Raw genomic sequence first — 18,352 nt, 5'->3', positions numbered from 1 at the left:
GCCATGTTGTTGAAGGATCAGGCAGTCATCGTTACCGGCGGTGCATCGGGACTGGGCGCGGCGACCGCGCGAAAGCTGGCGGCGCAGGGCGCCAAGGTCGCGGTGTTCGACCTCAATGCCAAGCTTGCGGAGACCGTCGCCGCCGAGCTCAAGGGCGTCGCCGTGACCTGCGACGTCTCCGATGCCGCCTCGGCTGAGGCCGCGATCGCGCAGGCGACCAAGGCGCATGGACCCGCGCGCGTGCTGGTGAACTGCGCCGGCATCGGCGTCGCCAAGCGCGTGGTCGGCCGCGACGGGCCGATGGCGCTTGCCGATTTCGACAAGGTGATCAAGGTCAACCTCATCGGCACCTTCAACATGCTGCGCCTCGCCGCAACCGAGATGTCCAAGCTCGAGCCGCAGGCGACCGGCGAGCGCGGCGTCATCATCAATACGGCGTCCGTTGCCGCCTATGACGGCCAGATCGGCCAGTCGGCCTATTCGGCCTCCAAGGGCGGCATCGTCGGCATGACGCTGCCGATTGCGCGCGAGCTCGCGCAGTTCGGCGTCCGCGTGCTGACGATCGCGCCCGGCCTGTTCCTGACGCCGCTGCTGGCCAACCTGCCGCAGGAAGCCCAGGACTCGCTCGCGGCCGCGATCCCGTTCCCGCGCCGGCTCGGCCATGCCGACGAGTTCGCCGCGCTCGCGCTGCACATGGTCGAGAATTCGTACCTGAATGGCGAAGTGGTGCGCCTCGACGGCTCGCTGCGCATGGCGCCGAAGTAAGGCGCAACGAAAGCAGGGCCATCGCATGTTCGTGAACCGGCGCGACGTCCAGATCCAGTGGGGCGACTGCGACCCCGCCAACATCGTCTATTACCCGCGCTATTTCGCGATGTTCGACGATTCGACGTCGACCCTGTTCGAGGTCGCCGGATTCTCCAAGCAGGACTTGGTCCGCAAATACGGCCTGGTGGGTATCCCCATGGTCGACACGCGGTCCAAGTTCTACATCCCTTCGACCTATGGCGACTGGATCACCATCGAAACGAAGATCGAGAGCATCAAGCGTTCGAGCTTCGAGGTGAAGCACAACGTCTACAAGGGCGAGGCACTGGCGATCGAGGGTTTTGAGACCCGCGTCCTGGTCGGCCGCGATCCCGTTAACCCCGAGAAGCTGAAATCGGCACCGTTTCCGGCGGAAATGGTCGCCAAATTCACGGGGAATTAGGTCTGGAGCTAAATCGCCGCATCGCCAAAAGAGGGGGCTGAATTACCCCCCGATTTCTGCTTTCAAAGAAACACGTCAAGGGAGGAATAGATGAAACGCTTTTACCTGACCGCCGCCATCGCTGCTGCGACGCTTGCCCTGCCGGCTCTGCCTGCGCTGGCCCAGACCAGCGAAATCACCATCGGCATCACCACCACCACGACCGGCCCGGGCGCGGCGCTCGGCATTCCCGAGCGCAACGCGCTGGAATTCGTGCCGAAGGAGATCGGCGGCGTGCCGCTGAAGGTGATCGTGCTCGACGACGGCGGCGATCCCACCACGGCAACCACCAACGCCCGCCGCTTCGTGACCGAATCCAAGGCCGACATCATCATGGGCTCGGCGCTGACGCCGCCGACCATCGCGGTCTCCAACGTCGCCAACGAGGCCGGCATTCCGCATTTCGGCCTGGCGCCGTTCCCGATCACGCCTGAGCGCATGAAGTGGTCGGTGGCGATGCCGCAGCCGATTCCGATCGTGGGCAAGGTGCTGTACGACCACATGAAGTCGAAGGGCGTAAAGACGATCGGCTATATCGGCTATTCCGACTCCTATGGCGACCTCTGGTTCAACGATCTGAAGGCCCAGACCGGGCCGATGGGCATGACCATCGCCGACGAGGAGCGCTTCGCCCGTCCCGATACGTCGGTGACCGGACAGGTGCTGAAGCTCGTCGCCGCCAATCCCGATGCGATCCTGGTCGGCGCTTCCGGCACCGCAGCCGCGCTGCCGCAGACCGAGCTGCGCGAACGCGGCTATCAGGGCCTGATCTACCAGACCCATGGCGCCGCCAGCATGGACTTCATCCGCATCGCCGGCAAAGCGGCGGAAGGCGTGCTGATGGCTTCCGGTCCCGTCATGGACCCCGAGGACCAGCCGGACGAGGCCGCCACCAAGAAGCCGGGCCTCGCGCTCAACACCGCCTATGAGGCCAAGTACGGCCCGAACAGCCGCAGCCAGTTCGCCGGTCATTCCTATGATGCGTTCGAGATCCTCAAGCGCATCATTCCGACGGCGCTGAAGACGGCGAAGCCCGGCACGCCTGAATTCCGCGAAGCGATCCGCCAGGCGCTGCTGTCGGAGAAGGAGCTGGCAGCGAGCCAGGGCGTCTACAACTTCACCGAAAAGGACCGCTACGGCCTCGATGAGCGCTCACGCATCCTGCTCACGGTGAAGAACGGCAAGTACACGCTCGTGAGGTAAGGCGCGGCGAAAGTTTCGAGACGACGAGAGCCGGCCTGGTGGGGCCGGCTCTTTTGTTTTTCTTTTGGGGCGAATTGCCTACCGAGGTCGTCATGCCCGGGCCTGTCCCGGGCATCCAGGTTCTTCGCGCGGCAAGGCGTGGATGGCCGGGACAAGCCCGGCCATGACGGTGTGGAGAGTTCAGCGCCTCGAGACTACGGTCTTGTGAGCGCCTCAAGCCGCCTGCCGCAGCGGGGTCCAGGCGAATTCCGTATAATAATCGTCCATCATGCGGTCGACATAGGCGGTGAGGTTCGCAAATCCCTCGGCGCGCTGACGCAGGCCGGATTCGAAGAAGGGCGTCAGGATTCCGGCGAGCGCGCCGAAGGCGGTGGCATCGACGCCGCAGGGCTTGTTGCCCATCAGGTAGGCCTTGTCGCCGAGCTGGACCGAGAGCGCGAACAGCGAACGCACCGCGAGATCGACGTCGTCATCGGGCGCGTGGCGGCCGAGGCCGGAGAGCAGATAGTTCTCGGCGACACGGAATTGCGCATCCTCGCGCAACTTTTCGCGATTGTGCTCCGGCGCGCCGTCGAAGAAATGCGCGGGCCCCTTGGCGAAGTTGACCGGATCGACCCAGCGCGCCCCGACCAGCGCCCAGTAGACGTGATGCTCGATCATGCGCTCGAACGCCCAGGCCTGCGCCCGCTCGGCCAGCGACAGCCCGGCGTCGAAATCGAAGCCATAGCGGCGCTCGATATGGGCGCGGATGAAGGTGGAATCGGCCACCGCCTCGCCGCCGTCGTCGATGAACGGCAGCTGCCCCTTGGGCGAGGCCGGCGGCATCGCCCGCTCCTTCCGGTAGGGCAGTCCCGCCATCTTGAGCTGCACCTCGGTCTTGGTGACGAAGGGGCTGATTTCCGGCAGGCCGAAGCCGGCGCCAAAGCCATAAAGCGTGATCATGCGAACTCTCTCCTGGACCTGCGAAATTGGGGCTTGCGAAATTTGGACTTGCGAAACTTTGAGGGAACCTAGTGACCGGCTGCTGCCACCATGGTGGCAGCAGCCGTGATATCTTCTGCGAACCGGGCCCCCCGCCAGGCGCGGGCCATGACATGGCGGGCCAGCGCGTCCGCAGCCTGGGTCAGCAGGCGTGCCATCACGCCTGCGAGAGCAAATCGGAGGTCGACGGCCATGAGATCGAGCGAAACGAGGCGGCCGAGCGCCCAGGCGGACCAGACCTGTGCCCGCAACATCGGAATCGCCGGGCCGAAATGGGTTGGAATGATCATGGACAAAATCCCTTCAGTCGATGTGTTGTCCCGGTATAGACACCCCCTGCTGCCAACATCCTGTCAGCAGCAGCGCGCCGTTTTCTGATCCGTCCCCCGATGAGAGAATCGCCATGAGACGCGCCGACCGGCTGTTTCAGATCATCCAGGTGCTGAGGCGCACGCGTAAGCCGCTGACCGCGGACGCGATCGCGGCCGAGCTCGAGACCTCGAAGCGCACCATCTATCGCGACATCGCAACCTTGATCGGCCAGCGCGTGCCGATCCGCGGCGAAGCCGGCATGGGCTACATCCTGGAGAAGGGTTTCGACCTGCCGCCCTTGATGCTGACACCCGACGAGATCGAGGCGGCGGTGCTGGGCGCGCAATGGGTCGCGGGCCATGCCGATTCCGCGCTGGCACGCGCGGCCGAAGATTTGATGGCCAAGATCGCCGACACCGTGCCTGAGCGCTTGCGTCCCTTCGTGCTGGAGCCGGCAAGCCGCGCGCGGCCGAGCTGGAACAGGGAGCCTGATCGCCTCGACATGGCGCGCACGCGCACCCAGATCCACGAAGGCAAGAAGATCATGCTGCGCTATCGCGACGAGCAGGGTCGCCCCAGCGAGCGCATGATCTGGCCGATCTCGGTCGGCTATCTCGAAGCCGTGCGCCTGCTTGCGGCCTGGTGCGAGCTGCGCGGCGACTTCCGCAGCTTCCGCACCGACCGCGTCGTGGATGCGAGCTATCTCGACGATAAATATCCGGAGCGGCGCGACGTGCTGCGCGCAAGATGGCGGCAGAGCCTGGTCTGGGGCCCGCCAAAGGACACGTGAGCGCGATGGAAGAGATCTCCCCCGTCGACCTGTCGAGCTGGTGCCAGAGCTGCGGCGCCTGCTGTGGCTATTCGGAGAACTGGCCGCGCTTCTCGATCGAGAGCGACGAGGAGCTTGCCGCAATCCCCGAGACGCTCGTCAACGCGCGCCAATCCGGCATGCGCTGCGAGGGCGATCGCTGTTCGGCGTTGCGGGGGGAAATCGGAAAGCAGACGGCCTGCGGCATTTACGAGGTGCGGCCGGAGGTGTGCCGCACCTGCATGCCGGGAGACGCCGAATGCGCGATGGCGCGGCGGAAATTCGGACTGCCGCTAATCGAGGCCGCTTAGGCTGGTACGGCTACAGCTGGAACGGCTTCGCTGACCTCGTCGTCGAACCCGTCCTCAAGCGGTGCAAGCACCGAGAGCGGCTTGGTCGACAGCGTGATCGGCTTGCGGCCCCCCGACAGCGACGGCGACGATTTGACCGTGCTTTCGCGCGACAGCGCGTACAGCGTCGAGCCGACGCGGCCGCCGTTGTCGATCAGGTCACGCTCGCTGCAGCTGGCTGCGATCGCGACCGCCAGCGAGTGCAGATGGCTGCGGCGATAGCAGAACAGCGCCAGCCTGGCGCGCGCGTCAGGGGAAACACTCTCAACCAGCCTCGGCAGGCCACTCTCGCTGGCGCGATACATCTCGCCAAGGAGTTCGTCGCGGACCGGGCAGAAATCGCTTTCATAGGCGTCGCGGCTTGAAAACATTGCAGTTCTCCCTCGATGCGGAAGATGCAGCGCAATTCTCTAATGAAAGGTTAACCACGCCGCCCGGTAGTCACCCGGGGTCCTTGCGCCCCGGTCGCGAATCGGAGGCGCCGTCTGGGGCCGGAGCCATCGCATCTCAGCCGATAAGTCGGGCGCCAGTACCTCCACGGCGTCATGGCCGGGCATAGCCGTCCGAAGGACGGCGTCGCTTCCGCTCGCCTTTGTCCCGGCCATGACGGCTGGCCACGCGGCACGAAGAACGTGGATGCCCGGGCCTTCGCCTCGCCGAAGCGGCTTCGGCCGCGCAGGCGGGACAAGCCCGGGCATGACGACCTCTTATGAATGCCGATCGACGACTATCCGCAGGCCGCCGGCGTCAGTTCGCGGCCATGAAGATGGAAAGGCCGAAACCGGTCAAATGATGCAGGGCCTGGTCGACGCCGATCAGGGTCCAGAACCAGGGATGCGCCAGGTCGACACCGAAATTGGCGGAGACTAACCCCTTGGCGCGGTCGATGGTGATATGGATCGCGAAGTCGATGAACGCGACGAACCAGAACCGCGGCGCCACCAACAGGATCAGCGGCAGCGCAACCGCGAGGTGAATCAGGCAATGCACCAGAAGCGGCAAAGCCCAGCCGTGCTTCTGGTCCTTGCCGTGCGCCATCCAGGCGGTCTGGAGCACGAAATCGGCGATGATGTGCTTGAAGGTGAGCAGCAACATCCAGCCAATGAGCGCTTCGACCGGAACCGCCGATGACATGGGTGGAAACGACAAGCTGACGCCCTCATTGACGTGACAAGAAAGATCGGAGCGTTCAGCGCAACTTCTTTTTTGGACCGGTCAAATCGCCGGGACGTGTGATTTATGACATCTCCCGCGACGGAATGCAGCCGGGGGGAACTGGAAAATCGCCAACTGTGGCTAACTGGTGATAGGATGACCAACCGCCGCGGCCAGATCGAGTAAGGTTACCTCCGGCTCGAAATTTGCATTCCGGCATCGGCACGTTATCATCGTCGGCAGAGAAATTTCGTTCTTTTTTCAGACGTTTAGGAATTGCAGGGCGCCTGCCGCGATCGCATCCGCGAGCCGTCCGCCACTCAGAAATAGGGCCGGAGTGCTGCCATGAGTACTGAAGGCCCGACCTCGTCACCGACCGAACCGCCACCGCGGCGCCCCAAGGTAATCAAGACCAATCAGCAGCAGGTCCTTCTCTACGTCGTGCTGACCCTGCTGCTGTCGCTCGCTACCGTCTGGGGCGGCCGCGCCATGCTGCACAATTCGGAGACGCTGACCTTTGCCGTTGGCCCGCCCAACAGCGACGAAGCGCTGTTCGCCGCCAAGCTCGCCACCTTGCTGAAGAACAACGCCTCGCGCTTCCGGATCAAGATCGTCAACAACGCAGACAATGCCAAGGCGCTGGCACAGTTCGACCGCAAGCAGGCCGACCTCGCCGTCCTTCGCACCGACACCAAGGTGCCGCTGCGGGCGCGCACGCTCGCGATCCTCGAGCACGATCTGGTGCTCCTGCTCGGTCCCGGCAACAAGAAAATCAAATCGCTCGCCGAACTCAAGAAGAAGAAAGTCGCCGTCGTCGCCGAGAACGAATCCTCGCTTGCGTTCGTACGCAGCATCCTCGACATCCCCGACGGTCCGGATGCCGCGAAGATCCAGATGGCGCCGCAGGGTGCAACGCTCGACAAGCTGTTCGCACCGGCGAGCGGCTTTGGCGCGGTGATCGCCATCGTCCATGCCTCCAGAGCGGTGCGGGACAAGGCCTATGAGCAGGTCGCCAGGCGCGGCGGCTTCACGCTGAACGCGATCGACGAGGCCAAGGCGCTGGCACGCAGGATTCCCGGCATTTCCAGCGAGACGCTTACTGCGGGCACGCTGTCTGCGTCGCCGGAAATTCCCGACGACGACCTCGACACGATCGGGCTCGAATGGCTGCTGGTCACGCAATCCAGGATGTCGGCGGGCACGGCGGGCGAGCTCGCGCGCGTCGTCTATGAGAACAAGTCCGCGCTCGGGCTCGACAACGGCTTCGCCAGCCGAATCGAGCCGGCCTCCGTCGAGAAGGATGCCTACGTGATGGCGCATCAGGGAGCGGCCGACTACATCAACGACGACACCAAGTCGTTCATGGATAAGTACAGCGACCTGATGTATCTGGGCGCCGCCGCGCTCAGCGTGATCGGCTCGATCTTCGCAGCGATCTACGCCAAGATCACCCGGATCGCGCCGGAGAAGGCCGGCGAGCTTTCCACCGCCGTCCTCGACGTCGGCGAACGCATCGAGCACGCGCATTCGCTGGACCAGCTCGAATGTCTCCAGGACGAGCTGGAAGGCATTTTGCGCGGCGCCGTCATAGGTCTCAGAGACGGCACGATCAGTACCGACGGGCTCGACACCTTCAAGCTCGGCTACGAGTTCGTCCGCGACGAGATCGGCATGCGCCGCGACTATCTCAAACGCCACTGCGGCGAGGCCGACAAGATCGCCCAGGATACGGCCCCTCCCCAGCAGGACGAGAGCAAGATCGTCGTGGTGAAGACAGCTCAGAGTGCCTGACCTATCGATTTGACGGATCTCGCAGCGGCGCCTTGCCGGCATTTCCCGGGGATCCCGGGGCTGAATTCGGGAACCGTCCCCCGTCCGCAACCCGTTTGCTCCCGGATACAACCGGAGCACGCGCGATGCGTCCACTCCTCGTCATTATCCTTCTGGGCATGCTGGTGGCGGCTGGATATTTCGCCTATTCCGCAATGGCGATCGAGGGTGAGCCGATCCCGACGGAAGGCTATGTGGCATTGGCGCTGGGAGCGGGTTTCGCCATCGCCGTCGGCGTCGGCCTGATGATGCTGCTTTTTTTCAGCAGTCGCCGCGGCTACGACGAGCCGCCGCATTTCAGATAGCGCCTCGAGCCCACCAGGGCACCGGGCTTTCCACAACCGTCCGACGATGCTGCGGGCAGTCCCCTGCCCGTCGTTGACGGCTCCTGCCCGGGCGGGCACTTTGGCGGCGGCGTCCCAGCCGGGACCTAGAGAGACACGACCGAGCCCGCCTTCCCGCATGTCCAAGCCGCTGATCCCCGCACTGGCCCAGTTCGTGGCCGCCACGGCCGGCCGCAACATGACCAAGGCAGCCTATGTGGCGGTCGGGCTCGGCGTACTCAGCATGGTGCTGCTGACGGTCAACCCGGCCTATGAGACGTTGCACCGCTGGGTCGACGCCCTGCTATGGGCCTGCCTCGTCTATTTCGTGTTCGAATGGGTGGTCCGGCTGCGCCACATGGCACAAACGGGGCGCCTGTCGCTCTACATGACCTCCTCTGCCGGAGTGGTCGATGCTCTGGGGGCGCTGGCCGTGCCGGTCGCGCTCCTGATCGGCATCGAGCCGAAGACGGCCTGGCTGCTCAGCGTGCTCTGGGTGTTGAAGGTGGTGCCGGGCATTCCGGGCCTGCGGCAGCTGCGCCGGGTGCTGGTGCTGGAATCGGGGCCGCTGGTCAGCGTGCTCGTGATATTCCTGATGGTGGTGTTCCTCGCTTCCGTCGCCGAATATTTCCTGGAGCGGGACGTGCAGCCGCAGACTTTCGGCAGCGTCCCCGCCGCGCTGTGGTGGGCTGTCGTCACGCTGACGACGACGGGCTACGGTGACGTCGTGCCGGTGACGCCGCTGGGGCGCATGGTGGCGGCAATGGTGATGATCTCCGGCCTCGGCGTGTTCGGGCTGTGGACCGGTATCCTGGCGACCGGCTTTGCCGCCGAGACAAGGCGCGACAATTTCCTCAAGACCTGGGAATCCGTCAGCAAGGTGCCGTTCTTCGCGGCGCTCGGGCCGTCGGCCATCGCCGACGTCACCCACATGCTGCGCACCATGGAGCTGCCGGCGCGCACCATGATCATCCGCAAGGGCGCGCAGGGCGACTGCATGTATTTCATCGCAGCCGGCGAGGTCGAGGTCGACCTGCCCGGCAAGAAGGTCCAGCTCGGCGAGGGCGCGTTCTTCGGCGAGATGGCGCTGCTCGGCAACAACAAGCGCGGCGCCAACGTCTCGACCACGAAGGTGTCGCGGCTGCTGGTGCTCGACCTCGTCGACTTCCGCGTGCTGATGGCGCGGCATCCCGATCTCGCCGAGACCATCGATGCGGAAGCCAAGCGCCGCACACTCGAAAACAAATAAATGGAGACAAGAATGTCGGACACAGCCGACGCAACCTCAGGCCCCGTGCTCGAACGTGACGGCGCACGCGCCACCATCCGCCTCAACCGGCCCAAACATCTCAACCGGCTCCAGGCCGAGGATCTCGGCGAGTTGGTCAGGCTTTTCGACCGGATCGAGGCCGATCCTGATATCCGCGTGCTGGTGCTGACCGGCACGGGGCGGGCCTTCTCGGCCGGCTATGACCTCAACTCGGTTGCCGAGCGCGCGGTCAGCGCCAACGAGCAGCAGAGCGCGGGCTCGGCGTTCGAGGTCGTCGTCAACCGGCTGGAGGATCTCGGCGTGCCGACGATCTGCCGGCTCAATGGCGGCGTCTATGGCGGGTCGACCGACCTCGCGCTCGCCTGCGATTTCCGCATCGGCGTCGACACCGCCGAGATGTTCATGCCGGCGGCGCGGCTCGGGCTGCACTACTACAGAAGCGGCATCAAGCGTTACGTGACGCGGCTCGGCGTCGACAATGCGAAGAAGCTGTTCCTCACCGCGCAGAAGATCAGCGCGCCGGAGATGCTGCGGATCGGCTATCTCACCGCGATGGTGCCGGTGGAATTCCTCGACGAGGAGGTCGACAAGCTCGCCAACATCCTCGCCGGCAACGCGCCGCAGGCAATGGCCGGCATGAAGCGCGCCATCAACGAATTCGCCCGTGGCGAATTGGACGAAGCGGCCGCCGATCAGCGCCACCGCGACAGCATGCGCGGCCACGAGATCAAGGAAGGCATCAAGGCGTTCGCTGAAAAACGGCCGCCAAAATTCTGATCACGCCCGCTGCGACCGCATCGCGCGCACCTGCGTGAGCTTTGGATCGCGGACGAGCGCCTGGTAGCGTTTGCTGTCGACGGCGTAAATCGCGATCCGGCCCTCACTGTCGGCATGAACGCCCCAGCCGAAGCGCTTGCCCAGGCTCGACGCCCTCATGCACGCCTGCCCCCGGGAGAAGAACGCTTCACGGGCCGCACGCTTCTCCGTCTTCGTCGCCTTCGCATCGAGCTCGCGTCCCGGCGCAGACGTCGCGAAGATCACGTCGTCGGACGTGTGCTTGTAGGGTGCCTTGGCGATCATCTCGTATTGCAGGCACGCCACCGTCGGCTTTCCCGCGCGCAGCGGCGGCTCCTCGCCGGTATGCGCGGGACAGTCTTCAGCCACCCGGATGAAGGTGTTGAAGCAGTTGGTCGTGTGGATCGACTTTGTCATCTGCAACCCTGGATCATTCAACCACCTGCAGCCGCGGCATGCTGCGCCGCCATCTCATCGTCGGCGGCATTGATCCGCTGGAACGCACGCCGCGAGGTCATGCGTTCGGCATAGCGAACGAATACGTCTTTCTTCGGCACGATACCGAACATCATCGTCCAGCTGAACGCGACACCCCACAAGATATCCGCGGCCGTCATGCGCTCGCCGAGCAGATACGGCCCCTTCGACAATTGCGTCTCGAGCGCGCCCAGCATGGTGTCGTAATCGGCGTAGGGCGACTGCATGATCGGCGCCGGCTCGCGCTGCATGAACTTGTCGATCAGGGCCGGCTCGAACGATGCGCCGTAATAGGCGATCCAGCGCAGGTACGGACCGCGCAGCGGGTCGTTCAGCGCGGGCGTCAGCCCCGCCTGCGGAAACAGATCGGCGAGATAGATGGTGATCGCGACCTGCTCGGTCACCAGCGCCTCGCCGTGGCGGACCGCCGGCACCTTGCCGAGCGGATTGATGGCGAGATAGGCGCCCTGGCGCTGCTCGCCGGCCTTCATGTTGAGGACGTGGAGATCGTAGGGCGCGCCCAGCTCCTCCAGCAGCACCCGCGTGCCGGTGGCGCGGCTTTGCGGCGAATAATACAGGGTGATGCGGTTTTGATCGGTCATAACACGTCTCCATCTGGCCGGCTGGCGATGGCGCTTGTAGCGGACCATACCTGACATCCTGTGTCAGGTATGGTTTAAGGGATCATGCGCGCGAGCAGAATGTTGTCGATCCTCACCACCCTCCAGGCCAGGGGGCAGGTCACTGCGCCCGAGCTCGCGGAAGCCTGCGAGGTGTCGGTGCGCACGATCTATCGCGACATCGACGCGCTCGCGGCGTCCGGCGTCCCTGTCTACGCCGACCGTGGCGCGGAGGGTGGCTATCGCCTGCTCGACGGTTATCGCGTGCGTTTGAACGGCCTGTCGCAGAACGAGGCGGAGGCCCTGTTCCTTGCGGGACTGCCGGGGCCGGCCGCGGCCCTCGGGCTGGACGCGGCGATGATCGCCGCGCAGAACAAGCTGATGGCGGCACTTCCTGCCAACCTTCGCGAAGACGCCGGGCGGATGCAGGAGCGTTTTCACCTCGACGCACCCGGCTGGTTCGGCGAGACGGAAGAACCCAAACATCTTCGCTCCATCGCCGGCGCGGCTCTGCGCGGGACGCTGATCAAGATTCGCTACCAGAGCTGGCGCGCGGAGAAGCAGCGCCGCGTCGCGCCGCTCGGGCTCGTGCTGAAGGGCGGCAGCTGGTATCTCGCAGGCCAAGTCGACGGCAGCGTGCGCACCTATCGTGTCGCGCGCGTGCTGGACTGCACCGCGCTCGACGACCGCTTCGATCGTCCCGCCGCGTTCGATCTCGCCGCCTATTGGCAGGCAGCGACGCTTCGCCTCGAAGCCGAGATGCATCCCAATGTCGCGATCGTGCGGCTGTCGCCGCTCGGCGTCAAACTGCTCGACGCGCTGAGCCAGCCTTACGTCAAGGCGCGCACGCAGCTTGAAGAGACCATCGATGCGGACGGCTGGCGCATCGCGCGCGTGCCGACCGGCAAGACGTCATGGCACGCCGCGGCCGAATTGTTGCGGCTGGGGTCCGAGGCCGAAGTGCTGGAGCCCGCCGATCTCCGCGAGAAGATGGCGGAGATGACGCAGGCGATGGCTGCGCGCTATCGCGCAGCGGCGCAAAAAGCCTGACAGCGGCGCATTTCGCCGAATGCCACGAAACATTCCTGAAACACGATTCCTGCCTCGCGCCCTGAACGCGTTCGCGTCTCAGCCCGACGGAGAAGCAGGGACACAACAACGGCCTTAGCGCCACACTGGAGAATGAAAATGTTTCGTAAGCTTGCTCTTGGTCTGATCGCTGCTGGTTCGCTCGGTGCTGCCGCTCTCGCGCCCACCGCGGCTTCGGCCCACGGCTTCCATCATCACTGGGGTCCCGGCTGGGGCTTCGGCGGCGTCTACGTCAACACCGGCGTCAGCAACTGCTACCAGGAGCGCGTCGTCCGGACCCGCCATGGCCTGCGCGTCCGCGTCGTGAATGTCTGCGCCTACGGGATCTACTGATATCTGACGTCCTCGACAAAGCTCCGGCCGCAGTGCGGCCGGAGCTTTGCATTGGGTTAACCAATCTGCCGATGCCGGCGGAACCAGGCCCAGGTCTCGCGCGTCGTCCTGATGTAGCCGCGGCCGCGATAGACTATCTCGTCGTCGACGATCTCGTTCAGCTTCGGCAGCGCGTGAAACGGGATCGAGGGATAGGCGTGGTGCTCGACATGGTAGGGCATGTTCCATGCGAACCATTTGACGATCGCGCTGGTGTAGGTGGTGCGCGTGTTCTGGAAGGCGCTGCGGATGCGGTCGCAACCGGTGTGCTCGGCATAGAGATAGGGCCGCAGGAAGGACTGCCCGATCATCAGCGGGACGATCCAGACCCAGAGCAGCAGCGCTGAGGAAAACCACAGCGAGAGCGCGAGCAGCAACGCATAGAGCCCGGCATAGGCGCGCGCCTCGCGCACGATGGTGGCGCGCTTGTTTTCGGGAATCCAGGGCACGGTGACCTTGCCGGTGACGGCGTGGCCGAGCATCAACCGGAGGCGGCCGGCGACCTGAAGCAGGCCGCTATAGGCGAGCGCGAGCTGCGTGTCGGATTTCGGCTTCACGCCGACAATCAGCTCCGGGTCCTTGTCCGGATCCTGGGTGTAGCGGTGATGGTCCCAGTGAAACAGGCAGTAATATTCGTAAGGTTGTCCGATGATGAAGGCCGAGGGATAGCCGACCGCAAGGTTGAGGCCGCGGCTCCTGAACGCGGTCTTGTGCGCGGTCTCGTGCAGCGCCATGAACAGGAAGGCGACGAAATAGCCCTGCACCGCCATCAGCGGCAGCGCCCATAACACGCCCCAGACTGAAGAGACCTTCCAGACCAGCACACCGACCAGCACGATCAGGCCGTAATGGCTGAGACTTTTCGCGGCCCCCTTGAGATTGGAGCGCACCGACAATTCACGCAGCATGGCCGGGCTCAGCGGCTTCAGGCGATGGCCGGACTCTGAAACGGTCGCGTCAGTCATCATCGAAGGCTCGTCCTACTTGCTGAGAAGCTCTGCGACCTCGGCCTTGAGGAAGGCCTGGTCGCGCGGATTGTTGAGGGGGTTGCCGGCGCGATGGCCGTGCAGCGACGGGATCGGATGCAGCACCGCCGATTTTGCGTTGATCAGCCTGCCGAGCTCGTCCTCGTTGTCGCGGGCGTCGAAATAGCGGTCGGTCGCACCCGGCATCAGCAGCATATGCGCCTTGATCGCGGCCAGCGCCCGACCGAGGTCGCCATCGAATGACGCGCAACGACTGATGTCACCGCGCTGCCAGATCCCGGCTTGCGCGAGGAGATCATTGGCGTCGCGCCGGGCAAAGGTCGCGTCCCAGTTCCGGACGAGATAATCCTCGAGCGAGGTGAAGCCCGCCTCGCGCCACAGCTCGTCGCGGTAAAAGCCGTGCGACATCGCCCAGCCGGCATAGACGCGTCCCATGGCGCGATAGCCGGCAACGGGCTTCTCGACGAAGCGGCCGTCGCGGAAGGCGGGATCACCGGTCAGCGCGGCCTTCACGCTTTCGAGGAAGACGTAATTATAGGGCGCACATCGCGCACTGCCGCAGACCACCGCGGCCCGCGCGACCATGTCGGGATGCAGCGCCGCCCAGTGATAGGTCTGCATGCCGCCCATCGACCAGCCATAGACCAGCGCGAGTTTTGTGATGCCGAAGCGCTCGGTCAGCAGCCGGTGCTGGATCGCGATGGCGTCGTGATAGGTGATTTGCGGGAATGGCGCCTCGCCGGAATTCGACGGCGAGGACGACAGGCCGTTGCCGAACAGGTTCGGGATGATGATGAAGTAGCGCGTAGGGTCGAGCACGCCATCGGGCCCGATCAGCCATTCCGTGTCGTAGTGTTGGGCACTGAACGAGGTCGGGTAGAGGATAACGTTGTCCCTGGCGGGGCTGAGGGTGCCGTAGGTCTTGTAGGCGAGCTTCATCGCGGGGAAGACGGCGCCGGACTGAAGCGTGACGTCGCCGGCCTCGAAGATCTCGTAGTCGCGCTGCCCGGTCATGCGTCCAACTCCCGCTCACGCGGCCGCAGCATGCGGCCGCCGAGACAACGATGCATCGTTCGTGCCGGACCGGCAACGCATCGTTGCGCCCGCACTTAATATCTGTACTTATAGTACAGTTATTAGGTCAGGACAAGGGGTTTTGGTCGTCGCGCGTCAGGCGATGGCCGCGATGTATCGCTGCACGGACGCTGCGAATGCGGCCTTGGCGCCGGAGGCGATGTTGCGGCCCCACCAGGCGCCGTAGATGCGGTCAAAGGCGAGCGGCTCCAGAGCGGCCGCGATCCGCCGCACCGCGGCGGCGTTGAGCGGCATGTAGTTCGGATAGGAGTACATGAAGCTGACGAAGCGGCGGTCCATCGTCACCTGTGCGATGTCGCCGGTGAGCAGCGCGCCCTTGCCCTCCGCACCGCGCGAATGGTGCAGCATGGTGGCGCCGGCGAAATGACCGCCGGTGCGCAGCAGCAGCACATCGTCGGAGATGCGATGCTGATCGCCGGTCCAGTGCACGATGGCGGGATGCGGCCGCGTCACCCATTGGCGGTCATCGGCATGCAGATAGACCGGCGCACCGGCGAACGCCTCGCTCCAGTCGGCAACCGCGCCATAGTAGTGTGGATGCGAGATCGCGATCGCCTTCAGCCCGCCGAGCGAGCGCACATGCGCGACAGCTTCCGACGTCGCTAGCGGGACGCAGTCCCACATTAGACAGCCGTCACCGAGCGGCACCAACAGCGCGCGCTGGCCGATGGCGAAGCTCGGCTCGGACCCGATGCCGCTGAGGTCGAGATCATCCCGCCACGCAAGGCGGTGCCGTTCCGCCAACGCTTCGCCTGTGAGGAAGGTTTGGCCCTTCCAGTTCACGAACTGCCGCTCGTCCTCGCAGATCGGACAGGATGCGGGCGGTTTGTCGCTTTCAGGAAATTGGGCGCCGCAGGTTTCGCAGGTCCAGAGAGGCATGGCCATGATCCAGAAGAAGGAGGGGACACCCACGAGATGACGCCGTAGCCCTCCCATCGCAAGTGCGGACGAACCAACCCGGTTAGCAAATGTTACTTTCCGGTCCCCCCGGCGCCAGTTGGCCGGTCATGTGAGCCCGTCTTGTCAGCCCTGCTTGTGCAAGACCATTTCTGCCGGCCGTCATTCAACGCTCGATGGCATCGCGCTCCCCTCCCCGCCGCTGTCGGGCTGTCTCGGCTACAAGTTCGGCTATGTCGCCGTGTTCGTGCTGGCAGCCGCGTTCGGCGCCATCGCGATCGCCTGCGTGCTGATGATCCCCGCAAAGGCGATCGACGATCGCGCGGCTGCAGGGAGGATGACCCCGACAGCGCGCCGGATGCGTTCACCATGCTGCTCAAGCACCGGGCGCGGCTCGTGCCGGCGCTCGCGCTTTTTCATCTCGGCACACCGGGCTGCGGCACCAGGTCGCGGTCACAGCGCGTCATCGCGAGTGACTTATCACGCAATCCGGCGCTTTTGCGGTTGCGGCGCACCGGCCTGACGATACAACCTGCCGTAAATCGCCAACCAATCTGCCCTTCCCGATCGATGATCCAGCCTCAACTCTCATTCGATGGCGACCCGAATGGCCAGGCCTATGAAAGATGGCGCGAGCAGTTCTGCCGCCAGGTCGCGGACGTCGATTTCGTTCCGATCGGGGAAGGACGGGTTCACCGGACCATTTCGCCGGCCATCCTTCCGCGCCTCCGGCTCTCGGCCTCGTTCGGCACGCCGATGTCCTTCGTATCGCTCGGGACCAACGACGAATTGGTGATCACGATGTCGCCGAATTCGGCGCTGAGCGGGGCCATGGGACGACGTCCGCTGGAGGTCGCCGCCGGCGACGTCACGATCGGCGACCCCTCGATCAAGGGCGCCCAGATCACCCAGACGACTCACGGCAACTTCCAGACCGCGCTGCTGCCGCGCAAGGCGCTGCTGCGCGCGTGCCCGAATGCCGAGGACCTGATCGCGCAGTCGATCCCCGGCGCCAATCCGATCACGTCGATGTTCCTGCGATATTATGATCTCGCGCACGCTTATGCCGACAAGCTCGCGCCCGCGGAGCTCGATGCGGTCTCGCAGCATTTGTTCGACCTCTCCGTGCTGATGATCGGAGCGCGCGGCGATGTCGCCGAGCAGGCTCGCATGCGCGGCCTTGCGGCGGCGCGTCTCGAAACCCTCAAATCCGACATCCTGGCGCAGCTCGACAGCCCCGCGCTGTCGCTCACCGTCCTTTCAGCCGCGCACCGGATCAGCCCGCGCACGATCCAGTTGATGTTCGAGCAGGCCGGCATCACCTACAGCGGCTTCGTGCTGGAGCAGCGGCTGCTGCGCGCCGAGCGGCTGCTTCGAAATCCAAACCTGCGCACGCGCAAGATCATCGAGGTCGCACACCTCGCCGGCTTTCACGACGTTTCCTACTTCCATCGCGCGTTCCGCCGCCGCTTCGGACGGACGCCCGACGACGTCAGGAAGCTCTCCGGCGAGATGGGCTAAGGAAACTCAACCACGATCTTGCCGAAGTGACCGCCCTGCTGCATCAGCCGCAACGCGTCCGGCACGGCATCGAAGCCGAACGCACGGTCGATCACCGGCTTCATGCCGTTGCGGCCGATCGCGGCCGTCATCCCCTCGAACATACGGCGGCTGCCGACCGACAGGCCGATGACGTGCAGGTTCTTGGAGAACAGGCTCGGAATCGCTATCTGCTGCGAGAAGCCGGTGAGCACGCCGATCACCAGTATGTTGCCACCGACCCTGATAGCCTCGAGCGACTGCGCAAAGGTATCCTTGCCGCCGACCTCGACGACGTGATCGACGCCGCCGCCGGTCCAGTCGGCCGCGGCCTTGCCCCATTCCGGCACCGAACGATAATTGATGGTGTGGTCGGCGCCGAGCGCCTTGGCCCGTTCGAGCTTCTCGTCGCTCGACGACGTCACGATCACGCTCGCGCCGGCGAGCTTTGCGAATTGCAGCGCGAAGATCGACACGCCGCCGGTCCCCTGCACCAGCACGGTGTCACCGGGTTTCACCCTGGCCTCTTCGAACAGCGCGCGCCACGCCGTGAGGCCGGCGCAGGGCAGCGTCGCCGCTTCCTCGAATGAGAGGTGCGATGGAATGCGGCTGACGCCCTCGGCATCGAGCAGCATCACCTCCTGCAACACGCCCGGCCGCGTACCGCCGAGCGCATAGCGGCGGCTGGTCGCCGACACCTTCCCGTCGATCCAGGACTGGAAGAACATCGGACAGACGCGATCGCCAACCGCGACGCGGGCAACGCCGTCACCGACCGCGATGACTTCGCCGGCACCGTCCGAGAACGGGATCAGCGGCAATCGTGAGATGCCGCCCTTGCCCTGCACCGTGAGCAGATCACGGTAGTTGAGCGATGCCGCCTTCATCCGCACCGTGACCTGGCCGACGCCAGGCGTCGGTTCCGGCAGATCGGCCAGCTCCAACCCCTCGATCGACCAGTCGCGCGCGACCTGCCAGACCTTCATGGCGACCGCTCCGTG

At 65.0% G+C, this 18,352-nt stretch carries 23 protein-coding genes; 12 read left to right on the top strand and 11 right to left on the bottom strand.

What is annotated here, in order from left to right:
• Positions 1-3 precede the first annotated feature (3 nt).
• The 3 genes from AB7008_RS05560 to AB7008_RS05550 all read left to right on the top strand — a co-directional run bounded on the left by AB7008_RS05560 (position 4) and on the right by AB7008_RS05550 (position 2,452).
• The gene (locus tag AB7008_RS05560) at positions 4-765 is read left to right on the top strand and encodes an SDR family NAD(P)-dependent oxidoreductase (protein WP_028157345.1); all 762 of its coding nucleotides are present in this window, start codon (positions 4-6) and stop codon (positions 763-765) included.
• 25 nt (positions 766-790) lie between these two features.
• Entirely contained in the window at positions 791-1,210 is a 420-nt protein-coding gene (locus AB7008_RS05555; RefSeq protein WP_028157344.1) for an acyl-CoA thioesterase, read from the top strand.
• A 90-nt stretch (positions 1,211-1,300) separates the two neighbouring features.
• On the top strand, positions 1,301-2,452 hold the full coding sequence (locus AB7008_RS05550; RefSeq protein WP_028157343.1) for an ABC transporter substrate-binding protein: 1,152 nt from the start codon (positions 1,301-1,303) through the stop codon (positions 2,450-2,452).
• A 213-nt stretch (positions 2,453-2,665) separates the two neighbouring features.
• Here the strand turns inward: AB7008_RS05550 and AB7008_RS05545 are convergent, their stop codons facing one another.
• Positions 2,666-3,394 (bottom strand): glutathione S-transferase family protein, encoded by a 729-nt coding sequence (locus AB7008_RS05545; protein WP_441258597.1) that lies wholly within the window; start codon positions 3,392-3,394, stop codon positions 2,666-2,668.
• A 68-nt stretch (positions 3,395-3,462) separates the two neighbouring features.
• Complete coding sequence (locus AB7008_RS05540) at positions 3,463-3,723, bottom strand: hypothetical protein (RefSeq protein WP_041956256.1); 261 nt, start codon at positions 3,721-3,723, stop codon at positions 3,463-3,465.
• Positions 3,724-3,836: 113 nt separating this feature from the next.
• Here AB7008_RS05540 and AB7008_RS05535 point away from each other — a divergent pair, with 113 nt between their 5' ends.
• Together AB7008_RS05535 and AB7008_RS05530 are read left to right on the top strand one after the other, a co-directional pair.
• Positions 3,837-4,535: a helix-turn-helix transcriptional regulator gene (locus tag AB7008_RS05535; RefSeq protein ID WP_014498294.1), complete on the top strand. Its 699-nt coding sequence runs from the start codon at positions 3,837-3,839 to the stop codon at positions 4,533-4,535.
• 5 nt (positions 4,536-4,540) lie between these two features.
• Complete coding sequence (locus AB7008_RS05530; protein ID WP_041956257.1) at positions 4,541-4,864, top strand: YkgJ family cysteine cluster protein; 324 nt, start codon at positions 4,541-4,543, stop codon at positions 4,862-4,864.
• On the opposite strand, the gene AB7008_RS05525 is transcribed toward AB7008_RS05530, so the two are convergent.
• Together AB7008_RS05525 and AB7008_RS05520 are read right to left on the bottom strand one after the other, a co-directional pair.
• Positions 4,861-5,274: a hypothetical protein gene (locus AB7008_RS05525; protein WP_014498296.1), complete on the bottom strand. Its 414-nt coding sequence runs from the start codon at positions 5,272-5,274 to the stop codon at positions 4,861-4,863. The genes AB7008_RS05530 and AB7008_RS05525 overlap by 4 nt on opposite strands.
• Before the next feature lie 376 nt (positions 5,275-5,650).
• Entirely contained in the window at positions 5,651-5,998 is a 348-nt protein-coding gene (locus tag AB7008_RS05520) for a DUF3307 domain-containing protein (protein ID WP_441261190.1), read from the bottom strand.
• 405 nt (positions 5,999-6,403) lie between these two features.
• On the opposite strand from AB7008_RS05520, the gene AB7008_RS05515 reads away from it, so the two are divergent.
• From AB7008_RS05515 to AB7008_RS05500, 4 genes are all read left to right on the top strand, one after another.
• On the top strand, positions 6,404-7,849 hold the full coding sequence (locus tag AB7008_RS05515) for a TAXI family TRAP transporter solute-binding subunit (protein WP_028157339.1): 1,446 nt from the start codon (positions 6,404-6,406) through the stop codon (positions 7,847-7,849).
• Between the two features lie 125 nt (positions 7,850-7,974).
• On the top strand, positions 7,975-8,193 hold the full coding sequence (locus AB7008_RS05510; RefSeq protein WP_041956264.1) for a hypothetical protein: 219 nt from the start codon (positions 7,975-7,977) through the stop codon (positions 8,191-8,193).
• 157 nt (positions 8,194-8,350) lie between these two features.
• Positions 8,351-9,460: a cyclic nucleotide-gated ion channel gene (locus tag AB7008_RS05505; protein ID WP_041956266.1), complete on the top strand. Its 1,110-nt coding sequence runs from the start codon at positions 8,351-8,353 to the stop codon at positions 9,458-9,460.
• A gap of 12 nt (positions 9,461-9,472) precedes the next feature.
• Positions 9,473-10,258 (top strand): enoyl-CoA hydratase/isomerase family protein, encoded by a 786-nt coding sequence (locus tag AB7008_RS05500; protein WP_441258596.1) that lies wholly within the window; start codon positions 9,473-9,475, stop codon positions 10,256-10,258.
• Here AB7008_RS05500 and AB7008_RS05495 read toward each other — a convergent pair whose 3' ends face one another.
• Together AB7008_RS05495 and AB7008_RS05490 are read right to left on the bottom strand one after the other, a co-directional pair.
• Entirely contained in the window at positions 10,259-10,693 is a 435-nt protein-coding gene (locus tag AB7008_RS05495; RefSeq protein WP_253574418.1) for a DUF6157 family protein, read from the bottom strand.
• A gap of 17 nt (positions 10,694-10,710) precedes the next feature.
• Positions 10,711-11,355, bottom strand: a complete 645-nt coding sequence (locus tag AB7008_RS05490) for a glutathione S-transferase family protein (protein WP_441258595.1) — start codon at positions 11,353-11,355, stop codon at positions 10,711-10,713.
• Between the two features lie 84 nt (positions 11,356-11,439).
• Between AB7008_RS05490 and AB7008_RS05485 the strand changes: the two genes are divergently transcribed.
• Complete coding sequence (locus AB7008_RS05485; RefSeq protein WP_441258594.1) at positions 11,440-12,423, top strand: helix-turn-helix transcriptional regulator; 984 nt, start codon at positions 11,440-11,442, stop codon at positions 12,421-12,423.
• 138 nt (positions 12,424-12,561) lie between these two features.
• A complete protein-coding gene (locus AB7008_RS05480) occupies positions 12,562-12,795 on the top strand; it encodes a hypothetical protein (protein ID WP_014498305.1) in 234 nt (77 codons plus the stop codon).
• Positions 12,796-12,851: 56 nt separating this feature from the next.
• On the opposite strand, the gene AB7008_RS05475 is transcribed toward AB7008_RS05480, so the two are convergent.
• The 4 genes from AB7008_RS05475 to AB7008_RS05460 form a co-directional block, all read right to left on the bottom strand.
• Positions 12,852-13,799 (bottom strand): fatty acid desaturase, encoded by a 948-nt coding sequence (locus AB7008_RS05475; RefSeq protein WP_441261189.1) that lies wholly within the window; start codon positions 13,797-13,799, stop codon positions 12,852-12,854.
• A gap of 15 nt (positions 13,800-13,814) precedes the next feature.
• A complete protein-coding gene (locus tag AB7008_RS05470) occupies positions 13,815-14,834 on the bottom strand; it encodes an alpha/beta fold hydrolase (RefSeq protein ID WP_441258593.1) in 1,020 nt (339 codons plus the stop codon).
• A gap of 156 nt (positions 14,835-14,990) precedes the next feature.
• Complete coding sequence (locus tag AB7008_RS05465; RefSeq protein ID WP_441258592.1) at positions 14,991-15,794, bottom strand: MBL fold metallo-hydrolase; 804 nt, start codon at positions 15,792-15,794, stop codon at positions 14,991-14,993.
• A 249-nt stretch (positions 15,795-16,043) separates the two neighbouring features.
• Positions 16,044-16,232 carry a hypothetical protein gene (locus tag AB7008_RS05460; protein ID WP_441258591.1) on the bottom strand — a complete coding sequence of 63 codons (189 nt, stop codon included), beginning with the start codon at positions 16,230-16,232 and terminating at the stop codon, positions 16,044-16,046.
• A 150-nt stretch (positions 16,233-16,382) separates the two neighbouring features.
• On the opposite strand from AB7008_RS05460, the gene AB7008_RS05455 reads away from it, so the two are divergent.
• Positions 16,383-17,333, top strand: coding sequence for a helix-turn-helix domain-containing protein (locus tag AB7008_RS05455; RefSeq protein ID WP_441258590.1), 951 nt, complete (start codon positions 16,383-16,385; stop codon positions 17,331-17,333).
• Here the strand turns inward: AB7008_RS05455 and AB7008_RS05450 are convergent.
• A complete protein-coding gene (locus AB7008_RS05450; RefSeq protein ID WP_441258589.1) occupies positions 17,330-18,337 on the bottom strand; it encodes a zinc-dependent alcohol dehydrogenase family protein in 1,008 nt (335 codons plus the stop codon). The genes AB7008_RS05455 and AB7008_RS05450 overlap by 4 nt on opposite strands.
• Positions 18,338-18,352 lie beyond the last annotated feature (15 nt).

This window comes from Bradyrhizobium sp. 521_C7_N1_3, assembly GCF_052075975.1.
In the GTDB taxonomy this organism is placed as follows: domain Bacteria; phylum Pseudomonadota; class Alphaproteobacteria; order Rhizobiales; family Xanthobacteraceae; genus Bradyrhizobium; species Bradyrhizobium japonicum.
This window is presented reverse-complemented; position numbering and strand designations above follow the sequence as displayed.

Bases quoted from the DNA above. Each gene is read 5' to 3' on its own strand.
- AB7008_RS05560 (WP_028157345.1), top strand. From the start codon at position 4: ATGTTGTTGAAGGATCAGGCAGTCATCGTTACCGGCGGTGCATCGGGA.
- AB7008_RS05555 (WP_028157344.1), top strand. From the start codon at position 791: ATGTTCGTGAACCGGCGCGACGTCCAGATCCAGTGGGGCGACTGCGAC.
- AB7008_RS05550 (WP_028157343.1), top strand. From the start codon at position 1,301: ATGAAACGCTTTTACCTGACCGCCGCCATCGCTGCTGCGACGCTTGCC.
- AB7008_RS05545 (WP_441258597.1), bottom strand. From the start codon at position 3,394: ATGATCACGCTTTATGGCTTTGGCGCCGGCTTCGGCCTGCCGGAAATC.
- AB7008_RS05540 (WP_041956256.1), bottom strand. From the start codon at position 3,723: ATGATCATTCCAACCCATTTCGGCCCGGCGATTCCGATGTTGCGGGCA.
- AB7008_RS05535 (WP_014498294.1), top strand. From the start codon at position 3,837: ATGAGACGCGCCGACCGGCTGTTTCAGATCATCCAGGTGCTGAGGCGC.
- AB7008_RS05530 (WP_041956257.1), top strand. From the start codon at position 4,541: ATGGAAGAGATCTCCCCCGTCGACCTGTCGAGCTGGTGCCAGAGCTGC.
- AB7008_RS05525 (WP_014498296.1), bottom strand. From the start codon at position 5,274: ATGTTTTCAAGCCGCGACGCCTATGAAAGCGATTTCTGCCCGGTCCGC.
- AB7008_RS05520 (WP_441261190.1), bottom strand. From the start codon at position 5,998: ATGTTGCTGCTCACCTTCAAGCACATCATCGCCGATTTCGTGCTCCAG.
- AB7008_RS05515 (WP_028157339.1), top strand. From the start codon at position 6,404: ATGAGTACTGAAGGCCCGACCTCGTCACCGACCGAACCGCCACCGCGG.
- AB7008_RS05510 (WP_041956264.1), top strand. From the start codon at position 7,975: ATGCGTCCACTCCTCGTCATTATCCTTCTGGGCATGCTGGTGGCGGCT.
- AB7008_RS05505 (WP_041956266.1), top strand. From the start codon at position 8,351: ATGTCCAAGCCGCTGATCCCCGCACTGGCCCAGTTCGTGGCCGCCACG.
- AB7008_RS05500 (WP_441258596.1), top strand. From the start codon at position 9,473: ATGTCGGACACAGCCGACGCAACCTCAGGCCCCGTGCTCGAACGTGAC.
- AB7008_RS05495 (WP_253574418.1), bottom strand. From the start codon at position 10,693: ATGACAAAGTCGATCCACACGACCAACTGCTTCAACACCTTCATCCGG.
- AB7008_RS05490 (WP_441258595.1), bottom strand. From the start codon at position 11,355: ATGACCGATCAAAACCGCATCACCCTGTATTATTCGCCGCAAAGCCGC.
- AB7008_RS05485 (WP_441258594.1), top strand. From the start codon at position 11,440: ATGCGCGCGAGCAGAATGTTGTCGATCCTCACCACCCTCCAGGCCAGG.
- AB7008_RS05480 (WP_014498305.1), top strand. From the start codon at position 12,562: ATGTTTCGTAAGCTTGCTCTTGGTCTGATCGCTGCTGGTTCGCTCGGT.
- AB7008_RS05475 (WP_441261189.1), bottom strand. From the start codon at position 13,799: ATGACTGACGCGACCGTTTCAGAGTCCGGCCATCGCCTGAAGCCGCTG.
- AB7008_RS05470 (WP_441258593.1), bottom strand. From the start codon at position 14,834: ATGACCGGGCAGCGCGACTACGAGATCTTCGAGGCCGGCGACGTCACG.
- AB7008_RS05465 (WP_441258592.1), bottom strand. From the start codon at position 15,794: ATGCCTCTCTGGACCTGCGAAACCTGCGGCGCCCAATTTCCTGAAAGC.
- AB7008_RS05460 (WP_441258591.1), bottom strand. From the start codon at position 16,232: ATGAAAAAGCGCGAGCGCCGGCACGAGCCGCGCCCGGTGCTTGAGCAG.
- AB7008_RS05455 (WP_441258590.1), top strand. From the start codon at position 16,383: ATGATCCAGCCTCAACTCTCATTCGATGGCGACCCGAATGGCCAGGCC.
- AB7008_RS05450 (WP_441258589.1), bottom strand. From the start codon at position 18,337: ATGAAGGTCTGGCAGGTCGCGCGCGACTGGTCGATCGAGGGGTTGGAG.